Genomic DNA, 18399 nt, shown 5'->3' with positions numbered 1-18399 from the left:
AAAACGTATTAATTGGTGACAGAAGCTTTTCTTTCTGTCACTAATAAACGACGGGTGATATGATGTATTGGGATGAAATCTGGGAAGCAACAGACCAGAAGCGGATCACGGCTTATGTGAAAAAGTGTGACCTGACGCCGGATGCGGTGATCAGGTACCTGCATAAGCGCGGGGCGGTATCGGTATGCGATGCCGGCTGTGGCTGCGGGCTGTTCTCCCTGAAGCTGGCCGCGAACGGGTTCTCCGTATCCGGTTTTGATATTTCCGCGAAGGCGGCGGAGATCTCCTCGGATCTGCTGAAAAAGAAAGGGTATTACGGGGATTTCCGCGCAGCCGGGGTGATGAAAACCGGATATGAGGATCACGCTTTTGACGCGGTGGTATGCATGGACGTGCTGGATCATATGCCGCTTCAGGAAGCAAAGAAGGCCGTGCAGGAGCTGTGCCGGATTACCCGGCCGGGCGGCTGCGTGATCGCGTCGGTGGACGGGCCGGATGAAGAGTATGAGACGGAGCCCCATACCGTGAATGAGGACGGGGACTATCTCTATACGGAAGGCAAATGGAAAGGGAGAGTCCACCATCCCTATACTCCGGAGGAACTGGGAGAAATGACCGGCAAGCCTTATGTGATGCTGGAGGATCCGGACGACCGGAAAGGACAGTACACTATGGTGATCCGGAACTGGGAAAGCTGAAAAAGTGAATGATGAATTCATCGGAATGCTTCGGCATTCCTTTTTTCTTGCGTTTTTGGATTCCTCTGCTATAATGGGTGTCCACATGAAAGGGAGGAGGGGATTCTGTGGCCCGGCTGGATCTGGATATGACCGAGGGAAATATCTGGAAGCATATGCTGCAATTCTCGATTCCCATGGCCATCGGACTGCTCTTCCAACAACTGTACAATACGGTGGATACCCTGGTGGTGGGCCAGTTCGTCGGGCAGGAAGCCCAGGCGGCGGTCGGCTCCACGGGACCGATTATCAATACCATCGTGGGCTTCTGCGCAGGCCTGGCCACCGGCGCGTCGGTGGTGATTTCCCAGCGGTACGGCGCCCATGATGACGAAGGCCTCAGCAAGGCCGTGCATACCACCGTGGCCCTGACCTTTGTGGTCAGCCTGCTGGCGACGGTTTTCGGCCTGATGATTATCAACCCCATGCTTCGCTTCATGCAGACGCCGGAGGACGTGATGCCGGAAAGCTCCTGCTATCTGACCATCTACTTCGGCGGGGTGTCCGGGGTGCTGTTCTATAACCTGGGCAGCGGCATCCTGCGAGCGGTGGGGGATTCCCGAAGACCCCTGATTTTCCTGATTATTTCCGCCCTGCTGAACACGGTGCTGGATCTGCTGTTTGTGCTGGCCTTCGGTATGGGCGTGGACGGCGTGGCCTATGCCACGGTGCTGTCTCAGATTCTGTCCGCCCTGCTGATCATGTTCACCCTGACAAAGGAGAAGGGGAACTACGGTATCCGCTGGAGGAAGCTCTGCGTGGACAAGCGGTCCCTGTCGATGATCCTGAAGATCGGCCTGCCCAGCAGCATCCAGGCGGCGGTGACCTCCTTCTCCAATGTGTTCGTCCAGTCCTACATCAACCAGTTCGGCTCCGCCTGCATGGCGGGCTACGGCGTGTACGGCAAGATCGACGCCTTTGCCCTGATCCCGGTGCAGAGCATCAGCATGTCTTCCACCACCTTTGTGGGCCAGAACTGGGGCGCGAAGAAGATCCCGCGTGCCCGGGAAGGCGTGCGGACAGCCACGGTGATGAGCCTGGTTTCCACCGCGGTACTGGGACTGGCTGTGTTCCTGCTGGCCAGGCCGCTGATGAATTTCTTCTCCCCTGAGGAAGAAGTGATTGATTACGGCATTCGCTTTATCCGGATTGTGACGCCGTTCTATATCGCCATCTGCTTCAACCAGATCTATGCCGGTGCCCTGCGGGGCGTGGGAGACGCCACCATGCCGACGGTAATCATGCTGGCCTCCTTCGTGGTTTTCCGGCAGATTTACCTGGCGGTAACGAAGACGCTGGGTGCCGGGTTCCTGGCCGTGGCGCTGGCCTATCCCGTGGGATGGATCCTGTGCTCCACACTGCTGATTATCCGGTATTCGCGGAGCGTGCTGGTGAAGGGAAAAACGGAAATCGCTGAATAAAAAAGTGATATTTTCTGTTGACGAAGGGAGAATAATTTGATATCATGTCAACGGTTAGTTAAGCCTAACTGCCAAGCGGTATCAATCGGGATATGCCAGCCCGAATGATATACCATGAACATACCTCCAAAGAAATGGGATGCTGCCTTGCGGCAGCATCCTGTTTTCTTTGACTGTTTCTTTGTGCCTCAGCCGTAGGTGTTTTCAAAGTGGGATTCGCAGGCTTTTTCCAGCGCTTCCACAATAATCCGCAGGGCTTTGATCCGGGCGTAGTGTTTGTCGTTGGATTCGATGATGAACCAGGGGGCGTTTTCCGTGCTGGTTTTCTGGAGCATTTCGTCCACCGCGGTTTCATACTGGGGCCACTTTTCCCGGTTCCGCCAGTCCTCTTCGGTGATCTTCCACTGCTTCTCCGGGGTGTTCTGCCGCTCGTTGAACCGGGCCAGCTGGGTATCCTGGTCAATGTGGATCCAAAACTTGAGCAGCACGGCGCCCCAGTCGGTCAGCTGGCGCTCAAACTCGTTGATCTCGTTATAGGCCCGCTTCCAGTCCTTCTCGGAGCAGAAGCCTTCCAGCCGCTCCACCATGACACGGCCGTACCATGTGCGGTCAAAGATGCAAATGTGCCCGGTGCGGGGAAGCCGTGTCCAGAAACGCCAGAGGTACTGGCGGTTCAGTTCGTGGGGTTCGGGGGAGGCAATAGGATGCACGTCAAAGCCCCGGGGATCCAGCGGATAGGCAACCCGGCGGATGTTGCCGCCCTTGCCGGCGGCGTCCCAGCCCTCATAGCAGAGGATCACAGGGATCTTCTTACGGTAAATGACGTTGTGCAGCTCGCTCAGACGCTTCTGCAGCTTCTTCAGCTCTTTCTTATATTCCTCTTCCTCAATGGCTGGGGACAGGTCCACCTCGGAAAGTTTCGGCATTTTCAGCAGGGGGAATTCTTCCTCAAAGGGTTCGCCGGTATAGCGGCCTTTCTCCAGCGCTTTGTCGATCTTTTCCACCAGCAGCTTCATGGCGTCACGGACAGCGGCCTTTTTCTTTGTGCCGTCCAGGATATGCCATTTCACCGTTTCATCGGTTTTCTCCATGAAATCGTCATAGGCCTTGAGAAACTGCTTGTATTCCCGGTGCTGCCACAGGTCGTCCGGGGTGACCCGCCACTCGGTATCCGCGCTTTCCGACAGGGCGCTCAGGCGCTCAAACTGCTCCTCTTTGTCAATGTGCAGGAAGATCTTCAGTACCAGGTAGCCGCCGTCCCTCAGCTGGCGCTCAAACTCGTTCACGGCCCGGACACGGCGCTTGTATTCCTCTTTGGAGATTTCCAGCCGCAGCTGCTTGCGGACCACGTTTTCCATCCAGCCGGAATCCAGGAAGATGAGCTTGCCGTTTTCCGGAATCGCGGAGGCATAGGGGTACAGGAAAGGATACCGGGATTCGCTTTCCGGAATCACGGCGGGGGAGACCACGTTATAGAAGCGGGGATCGATCTCGCTGATAATCTCCTTGATGAGGCTGCCTTTGCCGGCAGCGGCCCAGCCTTCGATCAGTACCAGCACCGGCAGCTTTTTCTCCCGCAGCAGCTGCTGGGTGGCAATCAGGCGGGCACGCAGCTCTTTGATTTCCGCGTTGAGGGTATCTTTATCCTCTGGTTTGCATTTCTCAAAATCCTGAAGCATAAATAAGAACCTCCTTCAGTCCACAGGGGGAAATGTGCAGTTTTGCAGGTGAGGATATTATAGCGGATTTGGGTGGATGTTTCAACCGAATGGAAGAGGACGTGACAGAGGGACAGACCTTCTGTCACATTTTTTTCAAAAATCGTGACAGGAACGTACTGTCCCTACAGTCACGTCCATTTTCGACCGGGAAGCATAAATAATCTCTTGACTTAAAGCTTGCTCTAAGATATATCATACCTTGGTGACTGAAAAAACGGTGGAATAGTTCAGGAGGATCTGTATGGAGAAGTGGATTCGCGCGCGTTATCTGCCCGGTATTCCCCTTGGAAAAGACGGAAAGCGGGTAACCGCAGGCAAGGAAAATATTGCCCTTTCCCGCAGGGCTGCGGGGGAAGGTATGGTGCTGCTCAAAAACCAGGGCGTTCTGCCGCTGCGGCATGGCTGCAGGGTGGCGCTCTTCGGTAAAGCGTCCGCGGACTATGTCAAGGGCGGCGGCGGAAGCGGCGACGTGACCGTGGCCTATGTTCGGGACATGTTTGACGGGATGATTGAAGTAATGGGCGAGGAAGCCGTTTATCCGGGCACCATGAAGTATTACCGGAACTATGTGGCCGCCCAGTATGAGGATCACTGGGTGCCGGGCATGGTGGCGGAGCCGCCGGTGCCGGAAGTCCTGCTGCAGGAAGCCCGGGAGTTTACGGATACCGCCGTTATCTCCATCAGCCGTTTCTCCGGCGAGGACTGGGATCGGAAGTCTGACCGGGCGAAGATCACCCGGAAGGATCCGGTGACCGGCGACGCGGTCAGTATGAGCGACGTGCTCTTTGAACGGGGAGATTTCTATCTTTCCGACGCAGAGCGCACTATGGTGGAAACTGTCAGCCAAGCCTTTGACAAGGTCATCGTGGTGCTGAATACCGGCGGGATGATGGAAACTGCCTGCTTCCGGAACAATCCCCGGATCCAGGGCCTGCTCCTGGCCTTCCAGGGCGGCATGGAGGGAGCCTGCGCCGCGGCGGAGCTGCTGGCCGGCGTGACCTGCCCTTCCGGCAAACTGCCGGATACCCTGGCGGAAAAACTGGATGATTATCCCGGATGTGTGGATTTTTATGACAGCGACACCTATGTGAACTATACAGAGGATATCTACGTCGGCTACCGGTACTTTGAGACCATTGCCGGGGCAGCGGAGAAAGTGGTTTATCCCTTCGGTTTCGGCCTCAGCTACACCCGCTTCTCCCTCTCGGAGCAGCAGGTGAGCTTCACGGAGGACGAGGCGGAAATCCGGGTGAAGGTGACCAATGACGGAGGCTGCCCGGGCCGGGAGGTTGTGCAGGTTTACTTCAGCGCGCCCCAGGGCCTGCTGGGCAAGCCCGCGAAGGAACTGGCCGGATACAGGAAGACGAAGCTCCTGGCGCCCGGTGAGACGGAAGAGATTGCAATCCGTTTCCCGCTTTCCCAGATGGCCAGCTATGACGACCTGGGCAAGGTGGCCCGTTCCGCCCGCGTGCTGGAAAAGGGCGAATACCGGTTCTTCATCGGCACCAGTGTCCGGGACGGCGCCTGGGCGGAGGAAACCTGGATTCTGGCGGAAGACCGGGTGACCGAACAGCTGACTGCCCGCATGGTGCCCACTAACCTGGAGAAGCGTCTCCGGGCGGACGGCAGCTATGAGAAGCTGCCCACTGCCCCCTGCAATGATTTCAACTATACCGCGCTGGCACCCATGACGCCGGAAGTGCTCTTTGCCAATCCGGAGACCCGGGCGATTCCGCGGATCAGCCATTTTGCCCCCAAGGACGGCATGAAGCTGAAGGACGTGGCGGAAGGGAAGATGACCCTGGAGGCCTTTGTGGCCGCGCTGCCGGCGGAAGACCTGGCGGCCCTGCTGGGCGGACAGCCCAATGTGGGCCTGGCAAACACCTTCGGCTATGGTAACAACCCGGTTTACGGCATTCCCAACATCATGACGGCGGACGGCCCTGCGGGCATCCGCTTCCATAAGGACATCGGCGTGACCACCACCGCCTTCCCCTGTTCCACGCTGCTGGCAGCCAGCTGGGATCCGGAACTGTGCGGCGAGGTAGGTACCGCGGTGGCGCAGGAAGCCAAGGAAAACAACATCATGGTCTGGCTGGCGCCCGGGGTGAACATTCACCGGAACCCGCTGTGCGGCCGGAACTTTGAGTATTATTCCGAGGATCCGCTGCTGGCGGGCAAGCAGGCCGCGGGCCTGGTCCGGGGCGTGCAGAGCGAGCATATCGCGGCCACGCCGAAGCACTTTGCCCTGAACAACAAGGAAACCAACCGCCGCAACTGCGACGCCCGGGTTTCCGAGCGGGCCATCCGGGAAATCTACCTGCGGCAGTTTGAGATCGTGGTGAAGGAAGCCCATCCCTGGTCCCTCATGTCCAGCTACAACATCGTGAACGGCCACCGGGCCAGCGAATACAAGGACATGCTGACCGGCATCCTTCGTGAGGAGTGGGGCTTTGACGGTATGGTGACCACCGACTGGTGGACCCTGGGCGAGCACTACAAGGAAGTGGCAGCCGGCAACGACATGAAGATGGCCACCGGTTTCCCGGAGCGGCTGCTGGAGGCCCTGGAGAAGGGCGTGCTGACGCGGGAAGAAATGGAAAAAGCCGCAGTGAACGTTCTGCGGTTGATCCTGAGAATTGACTGAAACAAGCGAAGATAAAACAGTGAAACGTGACAGAGGGACAGCCCTACTGTCACGTTTTTTAAACGGTTACAGCAGGGACTGTCCCTGCAGCCACGTTCCACTTGCGCTTTGAATATTATGAACTTAATCCCTTTCAAATCCGTGGTAGCGGGTGCCCTGGTGGCTGAGCTTACCGTGATCGGATTCGGAAAGCATGCCATACTCGGTGCCTTTCACGGGGAGTTCCAGCCGCTCACCGTTTTCCAGCTGGAAGGTCACGTAGTAATTGGTATGGGCATGCTCGTGGCCCCATACTTCAGTTCTTTTCGCAACCACCGTCGCATTCACTGTCACATCAGGTGAGTTGTTATTCTGGCTCCACTGCGAGACGCCCTTGGCGATAGCGTAAATAAGGCCGCCGATGATAAGCACGACAATTAATGTGCTGAAAGCGTCAAAAGCGCCGGTTCCGTGTGTGTAAAGCATGCTGTTCATCTGCAGGCACTCCTTTCATCATAACAGTGTTTTGCTGTAAGTATAATACATGGAAAAGGCCTGGAATAAAAGGAATTGTTTGGAAAAATAGAGCGGGTTATTGTACGAAAAACATAAATTATGATATACTTTGTTTGACGGCAAGGGAGTCAGATTTGATTCCTTTGTCTTTTTGTTACCGGAGGAATGAATTTTAATGGCACTGAGATTCACATGGACTGACGGAAATGACAAGGTTTTCAGGGATTTTTACCTGATCACGGAAGCGTATTACAGCCGGATTGTCGGCGGAGAGGAGAACCGGCGGCAGTTTATCCCTTACAACCTGTCTTCCGCGGTGGAGGACGTGCTGCTGGTATACAGGAACGGAACCCCGGTGGGCTGCGCCGGGCTGAAACGGTATTCTGATACGGATGTTGAGATCAAGCGGGTCTGGGTGGAACCGGCCTGCAGGGGACGCCGGATCGCTACCCTGATGATGGCGATCCTGGAAGATAAGGCGAAAGCGAAGGGCTGCAGACGGACGGTGCTGCAGACCCGGGAGATCATGAAGGACGCCGTCGCACTTTATACGAAACTGGGCTATCAACGGATTGACAACTACCCTCCGTATGACAAGCTGGAGGGCGCGGTATGCTTCGCGAAGGAGCTTTGAGCTGACAGGGAGGAGGCTTCCTCATGGCTGCGTTTGACCGGGTGCTTTCGGGTATTCCGGCGCTGGATCAGGTGCTGGACAATATCCGGATGGGAGACAATGTGGTCTGGCGTGTGTCAGACCTGGATGAATTCCGCCGTTTCGCGGATCCCTTTGTGGAGCAGGCGAAGAAGGACGGGCGGAACATCATCTATTTCCGGTTTGCGAGCCATCCGGAGCTGGTGCCGGAGTGCCCGGAGGTCAAGCGGATCTGCGTGCCGCTGTCCCACCGGTTTGAAACCTTCACGGTGGAGATCCACAAGGCGATTGAGCAGGAAGGCCGGGATGCTTTCTACGTGTTTGACTGCCTTTCGGAGCTGCAGACTGCCTGGGCCACGGACCTGATGATGGGCAACTTCTTCCGGGTCACCTGTCCCTTCCTGTTTATCCTGGATACGGTGGCCTTTTTCCCGATCATCCGGGGCAGGCATTCCTTTAACGCGATCACCAAGATTATGAACACCACCCAGCTGTTCCTCGACGTATATTCAGACGCCGGGCGGGAAACGGTGTATATCCGTCCCCAGAAGGTGTGGAACCGGAGTTCCGAAACCATGTTCCTGCCGCATCTGTACAAGCCGGCGGAGGGAACGATCAGGCCTATCCAGGACGGCGTGCAGACCAGCCACTTCTATCAGGTGATGAACAGCTGCCAGCGCACGCTGGAGGAGCAGTATGTGGACTCCTGGGACCGGTTCTTCACCCAGGCGAAGGTGCTGCATGAAAACCGCATTCCCGTGGAGGAGCAGTGCGGCCGGATGTGCAACATTATGATGACCCGGGATGAGCGGCTGCGGGTGCTGGTCAAGAAGCATTTCAAGCCGGAAGACTATTTCCGGGTGCGGGATCACATGGTGGGCACCGGCATGGTGGGCGGCAAGACCTGCGGCATGCTGCTGGCCCGGGCGATCATCCGGAACCTGGCGCCGGACATTGACAGCGTGCTGGAACCCCACGACTCCTTCTACGTGGGGTCCGACGTGTTCTATACCTACATTGTGGACAACGATTTCTGGGATATCCGGGTCCGGCAGCGGACGGAGGAGGGGTACTTCCCCCTGGCCGGGGAACTGGCGGAGCGGCTGCGGACCGGGCATTTCTCCCGGGAGATCCAGGAGCAGTTCACTCATATCCTGGAATACTACGGGCAGGATCCCTATATCGTCCGATCCAGCAGTATTCTGGAGGATGGTTTTGACAATGCCTTTGCGGGGAAATATGAATCTGTGTTCTGTGCCAACCGGGGCACGCCGGAGGAGCGGCTTGAAGAGTTTGAGAACGCGGTGAGGACGGTGTATGCCAGCTCTGCGAGCCTTTCCGCCCTGGACTACCGGAAACGCCGGGGACTGGATAAGCGGGATGAGCAGATGGCACTGCTGGTGATGCGGGTTTCCGGCTCGGCCTACGGATCCTACTATATGCCCTGCGCCGCGGGCGTGGGCTACTCCTTCAGTCCCTACAAGTTCCTGAACGATATTGATTCCTCCGCCGGCATGCTGCGGCTGGTGGCAGGCCTGGGCACTTCCGCCGTGGACCGGACGGAAGGTTCCTATCCGCGGCTGGTGAGCCTGGACAAGCCGGAGGTGACCAACTTTACCACCGTGGCGGAGAAACATCAGTTTTCCCAGCGGAAGGCGGAGGTTGTGGACCTGAAAACCCGGAGCTTGAACCGGGTGCCCCTGGACGACCTGGAACCGGTGCTGCCGGCCTATGTGAAGAACCAGGTGCTGGAGCATGACACGGAGGCGGAGGCTTCGCTGCATGAGCGGGGCGTCTGGCGGAATATCTGTTTTATCTCCTGCCTGGGCCTGGTCCGGAACCGGGAGATGATGGAGAAGATGCAGCGGATGATGCAACTGATCCAGAAGGAATACGGCGAGCCGGTGGATATCGAGTTCACGATCAACGTATCGGAAAGCCGGGAGTACATGATTAACCTGCTGCAGTGCAGGCCGCTGCAGGTGTTCAAGGACGGCGGGGGAGTCGCCGTGCCGGAGAATGTGCCGGCGGAGGACATTCTGCTGGAAACGCGGCATGCCTCCATGGGCCTGTCCCGCCAGGTGAAGCTGGATCGGATTGTCTATGTGGATCCGGTGAAGTATTACCAACTGCCCTATAACGAAAAGACGGCAATTGCCGCCCTGATCGGCCGGATCAACTGGAAATACAGGGACACAGGGATGCATTTGATGCTGCTGGTGCCCGGACGGATCGGGACCTCCTCGCCGGAGCTGGGCGTGCCCACGGCCTTCTCGGATATCAGCGGGTTTGACGCGGTGTGCGAGATCGCTGAAAGCCGGGCCGGGTACAACCCGGAACTGTCCTACGGCAGCCATATTTTCCAGGACCTGGTGGAGGCGCAGATTCTCTATACCGCGGTCTTCCCGGGAGAGCGGACCATCCACTTCCGGCCGGAACTGCTGCAGCAGATGCCGAACCGCATCGGGGAGATTCCCGGCGGGGAGGAAAAGCAGGACGTGGTCTGCCTGGCAGACGTCAGTGCCCTGGACTGCCGGCTGTATCATGACCTGACCAATGAGCATATCCTGCTGAAGTTCTGAGAAAAAGAAAACCTTTGACGGGGATACCGGGGGGACGGTTCCTCTGGTATCATTCACGCATGATACCGCAGGAACCGTCCCCCCGGTATCCCTTTTTTTGCTGTCGTTTTATTGCGTGAGATGGTATAATGATGCCGTTTCTGAGACCGTTGAAGAACCACAGGAGAAGTATATGACGATCTATATTGACGCCGATGCCTGTCCGGTGACGAGGATTGCCGAGCGCATCGCGAAGGAGCACAGCATCCCGGTAACACTGCTGTGCGACACCAATCATCTGCTGACGTCGGATTACAGCACGGTCCGGACCATCGGGGCCGGGGCGGACGCCGTGGACCTGGCCCTGATCAACCTCTGCCGCCGGGGCGATATCGTGATCACCCAGGATTACGGCGTCGCGGCCCTGGCGCTGGGAAAGGGCGCGAAGGCAATCCACCAGAGCGGCATGCGGTACACGGATGACAACATTGACCGCCTGCTGATGGAACGGCACCTGGCCAGGAAAGCCCGACAGAGCGGGAAGCATCACCTGAAGGGTCCGGCGAAGCGCACGGAGGAGGATGACCGGCGTTTTGCGGAGAGCTTTGAAAAGCTGATCAGTGAAAGTGAATATGTGTGCCGGATCGCGACCCGGGAAGAGATGGAGCGGAAGTGGAACGCGGAAATCGAGCGCAACACGGAGGACCGGGAAAACTGGATTGTCTGGAAGGCAATGGCCATCAAAAACGCAGAGGACGGTGCCAGCATTCCGTATTACGGATTCCTTGGACAGGAGATCATCTGCGAGGCTACGGCAGTGCTGAAGCCGGAATATGTGCAGAACGGCGAAGGCCTGGCGGATGAGCATACAGCCTATCTGTGCGCCTTCAGGACCAACGAGGCTTACCGGGGACAAGGATACTTCTCAGCACTCATGAAGTTCATGCTGGAGGACCTCCGGCGGAAGGGATATACGAAGGTGACAGTGGGCGTGGAACCGGAGGAGGAAACCAACCGGCGGATCTATGACCATTGGGGATTCAGCGAGCTGATCAAGCGCTCGCAGGAAAGCTATCCCGACGGGACGGAGATCGAAGTGGAATACTACGGGAAGAGGCTGTGAACCGGACACAAGGGAGTCCGGTTAATTCAGAATTCACAATTCATAATTCATAATTATCGCCTGCGGGCGGGGAGATTTCTCCACTCCGCCTTCGGCTCCGGTCGAAATGACAACGAGAGCGCAACGGTTTTTCCATAGCCAATGAATACCTCAGCTTATGGCTGTCATTCCGACTAAGGCCGAAGGCCGCATGGAGGAATCCCTTACTATTAATTCTGAGTTCTGAATTCATAATTCTGCATTGTCATCGCCTCAGACGATGACGTGGTCTCCTCCGGAGATGTAAATCCTCAACATATACGGAATTTCTTATGTAAAGAATCCAAAAAATCCTCATTTTTCCCAACCTTTTTCAGACTGGTGTGTCTGTATAGGTGAAAGCTTTCAGAAAGGAGGATCTCATGAGGAAACAGGAAGCGGAGAAAATCCTGGAATCCTGGCTGAATCCGGTGCTCGGATTTGCGCTGAAACGGTGCAAAACCCCGGAAGACGCCGAGGATCTTTCCCAGGAGATCATCCTGCGGGTTTACAGAGCGCTTCTTCTGCGTGACGACGTGGAAGACGTGAGTAAATTCATCTGGACTGTGGCGCACAATGCCCTGTGCAACTACTACCGGAGCGCATCAAAGAACATGATCGGCATTCCGGTGGAAGCCCTGGCGGATCTCCCGGCCGAATCCGCGGAAGACGCGGAAGAGGACGCGGAGACGGTGGAGCGCCTGAAGAAGGAGATTGCCTATCTGTCCGGACTGCAGCGGAAGATCGTGATCGCCTATTACATCGACCACAAAAAGCAGGAACAGATTGCCCGGGAGCTCGGCATTCCCGTCGGAACTGTGAAATGGCATCTGTTCGAGGCGAAGAAAGAGCTGAAGAAAGGAATGGGAAAAATGAGAGAAGCAAGCAGCCTGAAATATAATCCCGTCCGGTTTGTAACCCGGGGAATTACCGGGAGCCTTGGACGGAAAGATGTATATGATATGTTCGGCAGCCCGCTGGTGCAGAATCTTTGCTACGCGGTACGGGATACCTGGAAAACCGTGAATGAGATTGCGGATGACCTGGGCGTTTCTCCGGTTTACCTGGAGGACGAGGCTGCCCGTCTGGAGGAGTTTGGCTTCCTGAAAAAGAAGGGCGATAAGTACCTGGCGGACTTCCTGCTGGAGGAGCCGAGTCTGGACTTCCTGCGGCTGGAAAATGATACTTACAAGGCGGCGGCGGATCTGTTTGCCGATGAACTTTATACACGGCTGACGGAGAGGGGCGTCCTGGATTCCCCGGCTATTACCGGTAGATGGAAGACGGATAAAAACTTCCTGCTGTGGGCGCTGATTCCCTATATTGCGGCCTGCTCCGGAGACAGCGTCCGGGAGATGAAGATTTCCTTTGAGGAAGCCGCGACGGTCCGGAAGGACGGCGGAACCAACATCTTTCACGCGCAGGTCCGGGAAGCAGTGCCGGAAGAATATGAGGCGATGAACGGCTGGTTCGGTCCCTGCTGGAACGGGGACGGGAAACACATCCTGTGGCAGGTGGGCAGCGAATGGTCAGACAACCTGCAGGAACGGGCAATGAACTATCAGGAAGACACGGCGAAAATCCTTGCCCTGTATGAAAGGGAACAACAGGAAAAGCTTTCCGTGGATGAGTATGCCTGGCTGGCCCAGATGGGACAGATTGTCCTGGACAGTGAGGATCGGGCGCAATGGCAGATCGTGGTGCTGGACAATCAGCAGATCCGGGAGGAACTGCTGGCCATCGGCACAAAGATCCGGGAAGAAAAAGCAGCGGAATTCAGGAAACTGAAGGAGAAGTATACCCAGGCTGCCCTGAAGAACCTGCCCTCCCAGATGCGGAAGATGAAAGAGTTTGAATTGCAGTTCCTGTTCAACTCGGACGGCCGGTTTGTGTACTACTGCCTGAAGAAACTGGTGAACAGCGGGAAACTGACGCCCCCTCCGGAGGAACAGAAGAAGGCTATGTCCACGCTGATCATGCCTGCGTGAAAAAACTGCAAAAAAGTGTTGACACAGGGTTAGGCCCCGTAGTATAGTCTGTCCAATATATTCAGAAAGGAGCTCTCCTCAGGATGAAGTACGGATACATCGCTCTGGCTCTGCTGCTTGCGAACACGCTGAAGCTTGTCCGTGCTATTCTGCTGTGCCCGTACAGAGATAAGAGGAGAGTCACCTGGTAATGTTTTATCAGTTAACAAGCCGCTTATCTCTTATCAGATAAGCGGCTTTATTTTATCTATCCAAAGGAGGAGAGAAAAATGACAGACTTCGACAGGGTAAAAGAGTACTACAGGTTCTTTGATGAAAAGAACCGGCTGGTGAACAGCGGCAGTGGCAAGCTGGAGTTTTTGATGAGCATGGAACTGCTGAAACGCTGGCTGCCTGGGAAAGGGTCAATTTTTGACCTGGGCGGCGGGGCCGGCGCTTATTCCTTCCCGCTGGCGGCGGAAGGGTATAAGGTGTTCCTGGCCGACCTGTCGGAGGAACTGATTCAGCAGGCAGAGGAGCAGAACAGGGAGGTTGAACACCCCGTAATCTGCAATGTGGTGAACGCCATCGACCTGAGCCTGTACAATGACGGCCAGTTTGACGCCGTGCTCGTGATGGGGCCCCTGTATCATTTGCTGGAGGCGTCCGAGCGGGATCAGTGCATCGCCGAGGTCAACCGTGTCTTAAAGCCGGGCGGCATCGTGTTTGCAACCTTCCTGCCTTATCTGTCCGGAAGCGTCGGCGTTGTGGAGCGGTTCTTCGGCCATCCGAATCAGGTGGACGCGGATACCATCCGGGAGGTTTTCCGGTCTGGTAAATTCAACAACCTGACCAACGCAGGTTTCCAGGAAGGTTACTATCCGACCTCGGAGGAGATCGAGGAACTGTTCCGGAATCACGGGTTCAGCAAACAGCAGATCCGATCCATCCGCGGCTTCGGCTGGAAACGGGAAGAGGTGCTCTTCCGGGCGCAGGAGAAGGATCCGGACATGTTTAAGGTCATGATCGACATGATCAATGAAACGGCTGAAAACAAGGCGATCGTTGAGACCTGCGGCCACGCGGTATACGTGGGGAAGAAGGCGTAACGGTTTTCCGGGGATGGTTTTGGCCATGTGATTCGTTCTATTTTCAGTATCCCATATGAATCTCTGGAGGTGAAATATGAAAGTACTGAAACTCATAGGCGGATATATCGCACTGGCCGGATTCTTCATCTTTGTGGACCAGTCAGGCATCGGAATCCAGAAAAACATAAATGCCGTAAAGAAGTGGGCGGCCGGGGAAACCGAGAAGCTGCACTTCATCCAATATTGGAAAGAACAGGCAAAACTGAAGGAAAAACCCGAGCAGCCGTATGAAAGCGGCAGCGAAGAGTAAAAACGAGCGGCGGGGAGTCAAACTCCCTGCCGCTTTATTGTGTTTCTGTATTGACTACGCTTTGAATTCCCGGATGGAACCGAAGAGGAGGGTCAGCTTGTCGATATCCTTTTCCGTATGGAAATGCCCGGCGTACCAGTGCCTGTAGGTCAGCCGATCATCAATGCTGTCCAGCCAGATCTCGGTGGTCTTGTCCACCACGCGCTGGTCAATGAAGGTGAGGAATACCTCCGTGGGCACATATTTGAGCGGCGTGGTGTGGGACAGTACCGCGTCCACCTGCCAGTTCCGGGCGGCCAGGGTGCTTTCCACCTTCTGTTTGATGGCGTCGGACGGCTGCTCATCCGCCCACCAGTTCCAGCCGTTGGCCAGGCGGTAGAACTTGTCCACGCTGTAGGCGCCGCCGATGACCACGGTCTGGATGCCGCCCAGATCGTAGACCTCGCCGTCCATGGCAAAGAGCAGGTTCGGGTAAGCGTCCTCCACATAGACTTTACCGCCGTGCCATTCGGCAACGCGGTAGGAGGGCAGGGTGGCCGGGCGCATCTCATGATTACCGTGAATGGAGAAGACCGTGATCGGCAGCTCGGAAACATTGTGCTTGCTGTTGGCATCCCGCTGTCCGCCGAAGAAGTTGAAGCCGGCGTCGCCCAGGATGATCATGATATCCTCCCGGGTGGTTTCAAAACGCTGGCAGAATGCAAAAAGGCGGCTGAAATCGCCGTGCGTATCTCCGGTAATGTAAATCATATTCCTGCTCACCTCCGCTTCTGTGGATAGGCTGAAAGGACGTTCATTTCTTCTGTAAACAGTATATCATGAAACAGCGGGACTGTCCCGGATTATATGGTTTCCGGCATGAAAAAACCGAACCCTGGGCGGGTCCGGTTTTGACGTTCAGTTTTGGAGTATTTCCAGCACCTCGTGGAGGTCGGAGATGGTGTAGTCGATGGCATAACCTGGTCTTGCGGGCAGACGGTCCGGGTTATACCAGCAGGTTTTGATACCGGCGTTGTTGCCGCCGCGGATATCGCTGGTGAGGGAATCACCGACGATCAGGATCTTTGACAGATCCGTGGGCCGGAGGACATCAAACACAGCATTGAAGAAGCCCATGTTGGGCTTTTCAGCGCCCACGCCTTCAGAAAGGAAGGCACCGTCCAACAGATCCTTCAAGCCGGAATGAGTCAGTTTTTTATTCTGGGCGGCCACGGTTCCGTTGGTGACGGCATACTGCTTCACTTTGCCCCGGAGGGACCGGACGATATTGATGCTGTCATCCCGGAAGACGATGGTGTCACCCAGGGCAAGCTGGTACCGGTCATTGAACGCCGGCGCCAGGGAGGCGGGAACGCCGATCTCGGTGAAGAACTGCGCAAACCGGCCTACCAGGATCTGGGGCTTGGTGAGCTCGTTCCGCTCCAGCCGCTCCCAGAAAACTTCGTTGATTCGTGAGTAGTGCCGCACCATTTCATCCGTACATTCGCCAAGGCCGAATTCCCGGAACAGGGCCTGGACAGCCGCTTTCTCGGCGGCCTTGAAATCCAGGAGGGTGCCGTCCACATCCCAGAGAATGGTTGTGAATTTCATCTTGTGGACCTCATTCGGCTTTCTCAGCAATGCAGAACATGTTGACCCAGCTCTCATCCTGGCGTTCCGGACGGGCGTCATGGGTCAGCCACATGTCCGTGATCCGGAAACCGCCGACTTCATCCGTCAGGGCGCGGAGGGATTCCTCCGTGAAGTCGGAGAAGAGCCTGCCGTTCTTTTCCCGCTCTTCCGTTCCGTATTTGAAGGAGGCGTAGAAGACGCCGCCCGGCTTCAGGGCGCGGTGAATGCGGCGGAAAATGTCGGGCAGGTCGGCTTTGCACACGTGCAGCAGGGAAGCGCAGGCCCAGACCGCGTCAAAGGTGTCGGTGTAGTCCAGCTCTTCAAAGAACATATGCCGGACAGGGCAGCCGACGCGCTTCCGGGTGAAATCGCACAGCTCCTTGCAGCCGTCCACAGCCAGCACCTGATAGCCTTTCTGTGTGAAATACAGGGAGGCTTTGCCGGCGCCGCAGCCGAGATCCAGGATGTGTCCGCCCGGGGCAACCTGCTCCAGGAAACGGCTGTAATGCGCGGTCATATCCACGTCCGCAGTGCGGGCGATAAACTCTTCGGTGTGATCCTGATACCATTTCAGTGAGTCGTTCTGGTTCATGGTTCGCTCTCCTGATAATTATTGATGAAGTGAGTACCGGGAAATGATAGCACAGCACAACCAGGAAAGTAAATAAAACCGTGACAAGAGAACCGTCCCCTTGTCACGGTGGTGAATTTAAATCAGGGATCAGTCCTTGCGGACGAGGATATCCCACTCGCCGAAAGCGTCACCGGTAAAGAGCTCAAAACCGGGGTCGAAGCTGTAGCCTTCCGGGACTTTGAGCAGCTGGACGTGGTAATTTTCCACCGGGGCATTGAAGCAAACCAGGCCGTTTTCATCGGCAATCTGCAGGGTGCAGGCAGCGTCCGTGCAGAAGTTTGCCTTTACATCCGGCACAGGGGAGCCGTACTGGTCAATGAAATGCAGAAGATAGGCTTCTGATTGCGCGGCCTTTGACTCTTCATCCTTCACATATTCCCAGCTGATGTCCGGAGCGTCTTCACGGTACCAGTCCGTGAATTCATCAACGGCTTTTTCATCAGGAAACAGAAGGATGAAAACCGATTGATCATCAATTGTGCGGGATTCAAAAACACTCATCACGACACGATGACCGTAAGTCAACAGGTTTATGGGTTGTTCATAAACATAGACATTCCTGTCCGGATCCAGCAGAGAAGACAGCGCATGAAGTGATTTATCGGTATCGGCCTGAATCCAATAACACATATCGGCAGGCTGCACTTCAGGAGATATTTCAAAACGAAGATGGGCAATATCGTCAGGGACGATGTAGCCGAATTCGACATTGCCGTCATCATCATTATAACGGATGGCGACCTTTCGGGCACTTTCATTCTCTACATAATATGCGAGGGTTCCGGAAACCGGGAAAGCACAGGTGGACGCTTTCATGGGGATATAATTCAGTATTCTGGATTCGGTGTAATCATCACCCACAAAGGTATCCAGCACCCGGGCCAATTCCTCCGCACTTTCAAACGCATTGCTGTGCATGAAACACAGATTGCCGAAACGGTCTATCACCACGGTCTGCGGAAGCCGGAAAACCCCGAGATACTCGTTCAGCCCTGTGCCGGCGGTTTTGCTCATGGGAAAGGGAACTTTGTTTTCGATACGGATTTCCGCAATATCCAGGAGGGTGTCATCCGGTTCAAAATCCAGACCGATGAACGCCACCCGGTCTCCATACTGTTTGTATAATTCGTTCAGAAGCGGCAGTTCACGGATACAGGGACCGCACCAGGAGGCGAAGAAGTTAATCAGCACTGCTTCGTGATCCTTCAGTGCCTCAGACAGCGTGAACTCATTCTTTTTGGTATCCTTTACCGTGAAGTCGGGGAAAGGTTTGCCCAGAACATCGGCCTCACCTTCGCCGAAGAGACGAATGAGGGGATCTTCCGCCCAGGCAACAGGGAGAATAGAGGAAAGGAGCATGACAGTCAGCAGGAAAATCAGTGCCTTTTTCATTGTGGTGGTCTCCTTTGTG

The 18399-nt window shown here is 55.9% G+C and carries 15 protein-coding genes; 9 read left to right on the top strand and 6 right to left on the bottom strand.

Annotation, left to right across the window (positions count from 1 at the left end; all coding sequences use genetic code 11):
- Positions 1–59: 59 nt before the first annotated feature.
- Positions 60–698: a class I SAM-dependent methyltransferase gene (locus tag JRC49_02035; GenBank protein QTE71633.1), complete on the top strand. Its 639-nt coding sequence runs from the start codon at positions 60–62 to the stop codon at positions 696–698.
- Between the two features lie 128 nt (positions 699–826).
- Positions 827–2158, top strand: a complete 1332-nt coding sequence (locus tag JRC49_02030; GenBank protein ID QTE72767.1) for an MATE family efflux transporter — start codon at positions 827–829, stop codon at positions 2156–2158.
- A gap of 188 nt (positions 2159–2346) precedes the next feature.
- Here the strand turns inward: JRC49_02030 and pap are convergent, their stop codons facing one another.
- On the bottom strand, positions 2347–3837 hold the full coding sequence (gene pap / locus JRC49_02025; protein ID QTE71632.1) for a polyphosphate:AMP phosphotransferase: 1491 nt from the start codon (positions 3835–3837) through the stop codon (positions 2347–2349).
- A gap of 283 nt (positions 3838–4120) precedes the next feature.
- Between pap and JRC49_02020 the strand changes: the two genes are divergently transcribed.
- Entirely contained in the window at positions 4121–6526 is a 2406-nt protein-coding gene (locus JRC49_02020) for a glycoside hydrolase family 3 protein (GenBank protein ID QTE71631.1), read from the top strand.
- Between the two features lie 123 nt (positions 6527–6649).
- Here JRC49_02020 and JRC49_02015 read toward each other — a convergent pair whose 3' ends face one another.
- Positions 6650–7000, bottom strand: a complete 351-nt coding sequence (locus tag JRC49_02015) for a DUF2500 domain-containing protein (GenBank protein QTE71630.1) — start codon at positions 6998–7000, stop codon at positions 6650–6652.
- A gap of 196 nt (positions 7001–7196) precedes the next feature.
- Between JRC49_02015 and JRC49_02010 the strand changes: the two genes are divergently transcribed.
- The 6 genes from JRC49_02010 to JRC49_01985 all read left to right on the top strand — a co-directional run bounded on the left by JRC49_02010 (position 7197) and on the right by JRC49_01985 (position 14743).
- Positions 7197–7655 (top strand): GNAT family N-acetyltransferase, encoded by a 459-nt coding sequence (locus JRC49_02010; protein ID QTE71629.1) that lies wholly within the window; start codon positions 7197–7199, stop codon positions 7653–7655.
- 23 nt (positions 7656–7678) lie between these two features.
- Entirely contained in the window at positions 7679–10255 is a 2577-nt protein-coding gene (locus tag JRC49_02005; GenBank protein QTE71628.1) for a phosphoenolpyruvate synthase, read from the top strand.
- Between the two features lie 172 nt (positions 10256–10427).
- Positions 10428–11357: a YaiI/YqxD family protein gene (locus JRC49_02000; protein ID QTE71627.1), complete on the top strand. Its 930-nt coding sequence runs from the start codon at positions 10428–10430 to the stop codon at positions 11355–11357.
- A gap of 401 nt (positions 11358–11758) precedes the next feature.
- Positions 11759–13363, top strand: a complete 1605-nt coding sequence (locus tag JRC49_01995; protein ID QTE71626.1) for a sigma-70 family RNA polymerase sigma factor — start codon at positions 11759–11761, stop codon at positions 13361–13363.
- Between the two features lie 269 nt (positions 13364–13632).
- Entirely contained in the window at positions 13633–14451 is an 819-nt protein-coding gene (locus JRC49_01990; protein QTE71625.1) for a class I SAM-dependent methyltransferase, read from the top strand.
- A 76-nt stretch (positions 14452–14527) separates the two neighbouring features.
- Positions 14528–14743: a hypothetical protein gene (locus JRC49_01985; protein QTE71624.1), complete on the top strand. Its 216-nt coding sequence runs from the start codon at positions 14528–14530 to the stop codon at positions 14741–14743.
- 54 nt (positions 14744–14797) lie between these two features.
- Here the strand turns inward: JRC49_01985 and JRC49_01980 are convergent, their stop codons facing one another.
- The 4 genes from JRC49_01980 to JRC49_01965 all read right to left on the bottom strand — a co-directional run bounded on the left by JRC49_01980 (position 14798) and on the right by JRC49_01965 (position 18380).
- Complete coding sequence (locus JRC49_01980) at positions 14798–15493, bottom strand: metallophosphoesterase (GenBank protein QTE71623.1); 696 nt, start codon at positions 15491–15493, stop codon at positions 14798–14800.
- Between the two features lie 147 nt (positions 15494–15640).
- Entirely contained in the window at positions 15641–16333 is a 693-nt protein-coding gene (locus tag JRC49_01975) for a YjjG family noncanonical pyrimidine nucleotidase (GenBank protein QTE71622.1), read from the bottom strand.
- 10 nt (positions 16334–16343) lie between these two features.
- The gene (locus tag JRC49_01970; protein ID QTE71621.1) at positions 16344–16946 is read right to left on the bottom strand and encodes a class I SAM-dependent methyltransferase; all 603 of its coding nucleotides are present in this window, start codon (positions 16944–16946) and stop codon (positions 16344–16346) included.
- 129 nt (positions 16947–17075) lie between these two features.
- Positions 17076–18380: a TlpA family protein disulfide reductase gene (locus tag JRC49_01965; protein QTE71620.1), complete on the bottom strand. Its 1305-nt coding sequence runs from the start codon at positions 18378–18380 to the stop codon at positions 17076–17078.
- Positions 18381–18399 lie beyond the last annotated feature (19 nt).

It is taken from the genome of Clostridiales bacterium FE2011 (assembly GCA_017569305.1).
Lineage (GTDB): Bacteria > Bacillota > Clostridia > Christensenellales > Aristaeellaceae > Aristaeella.
The sequence above is the reverse complement of the archived record's forward strand: the minus strand, read 5'-3'. Positions and strand labels throughout refer to the sequence as shown.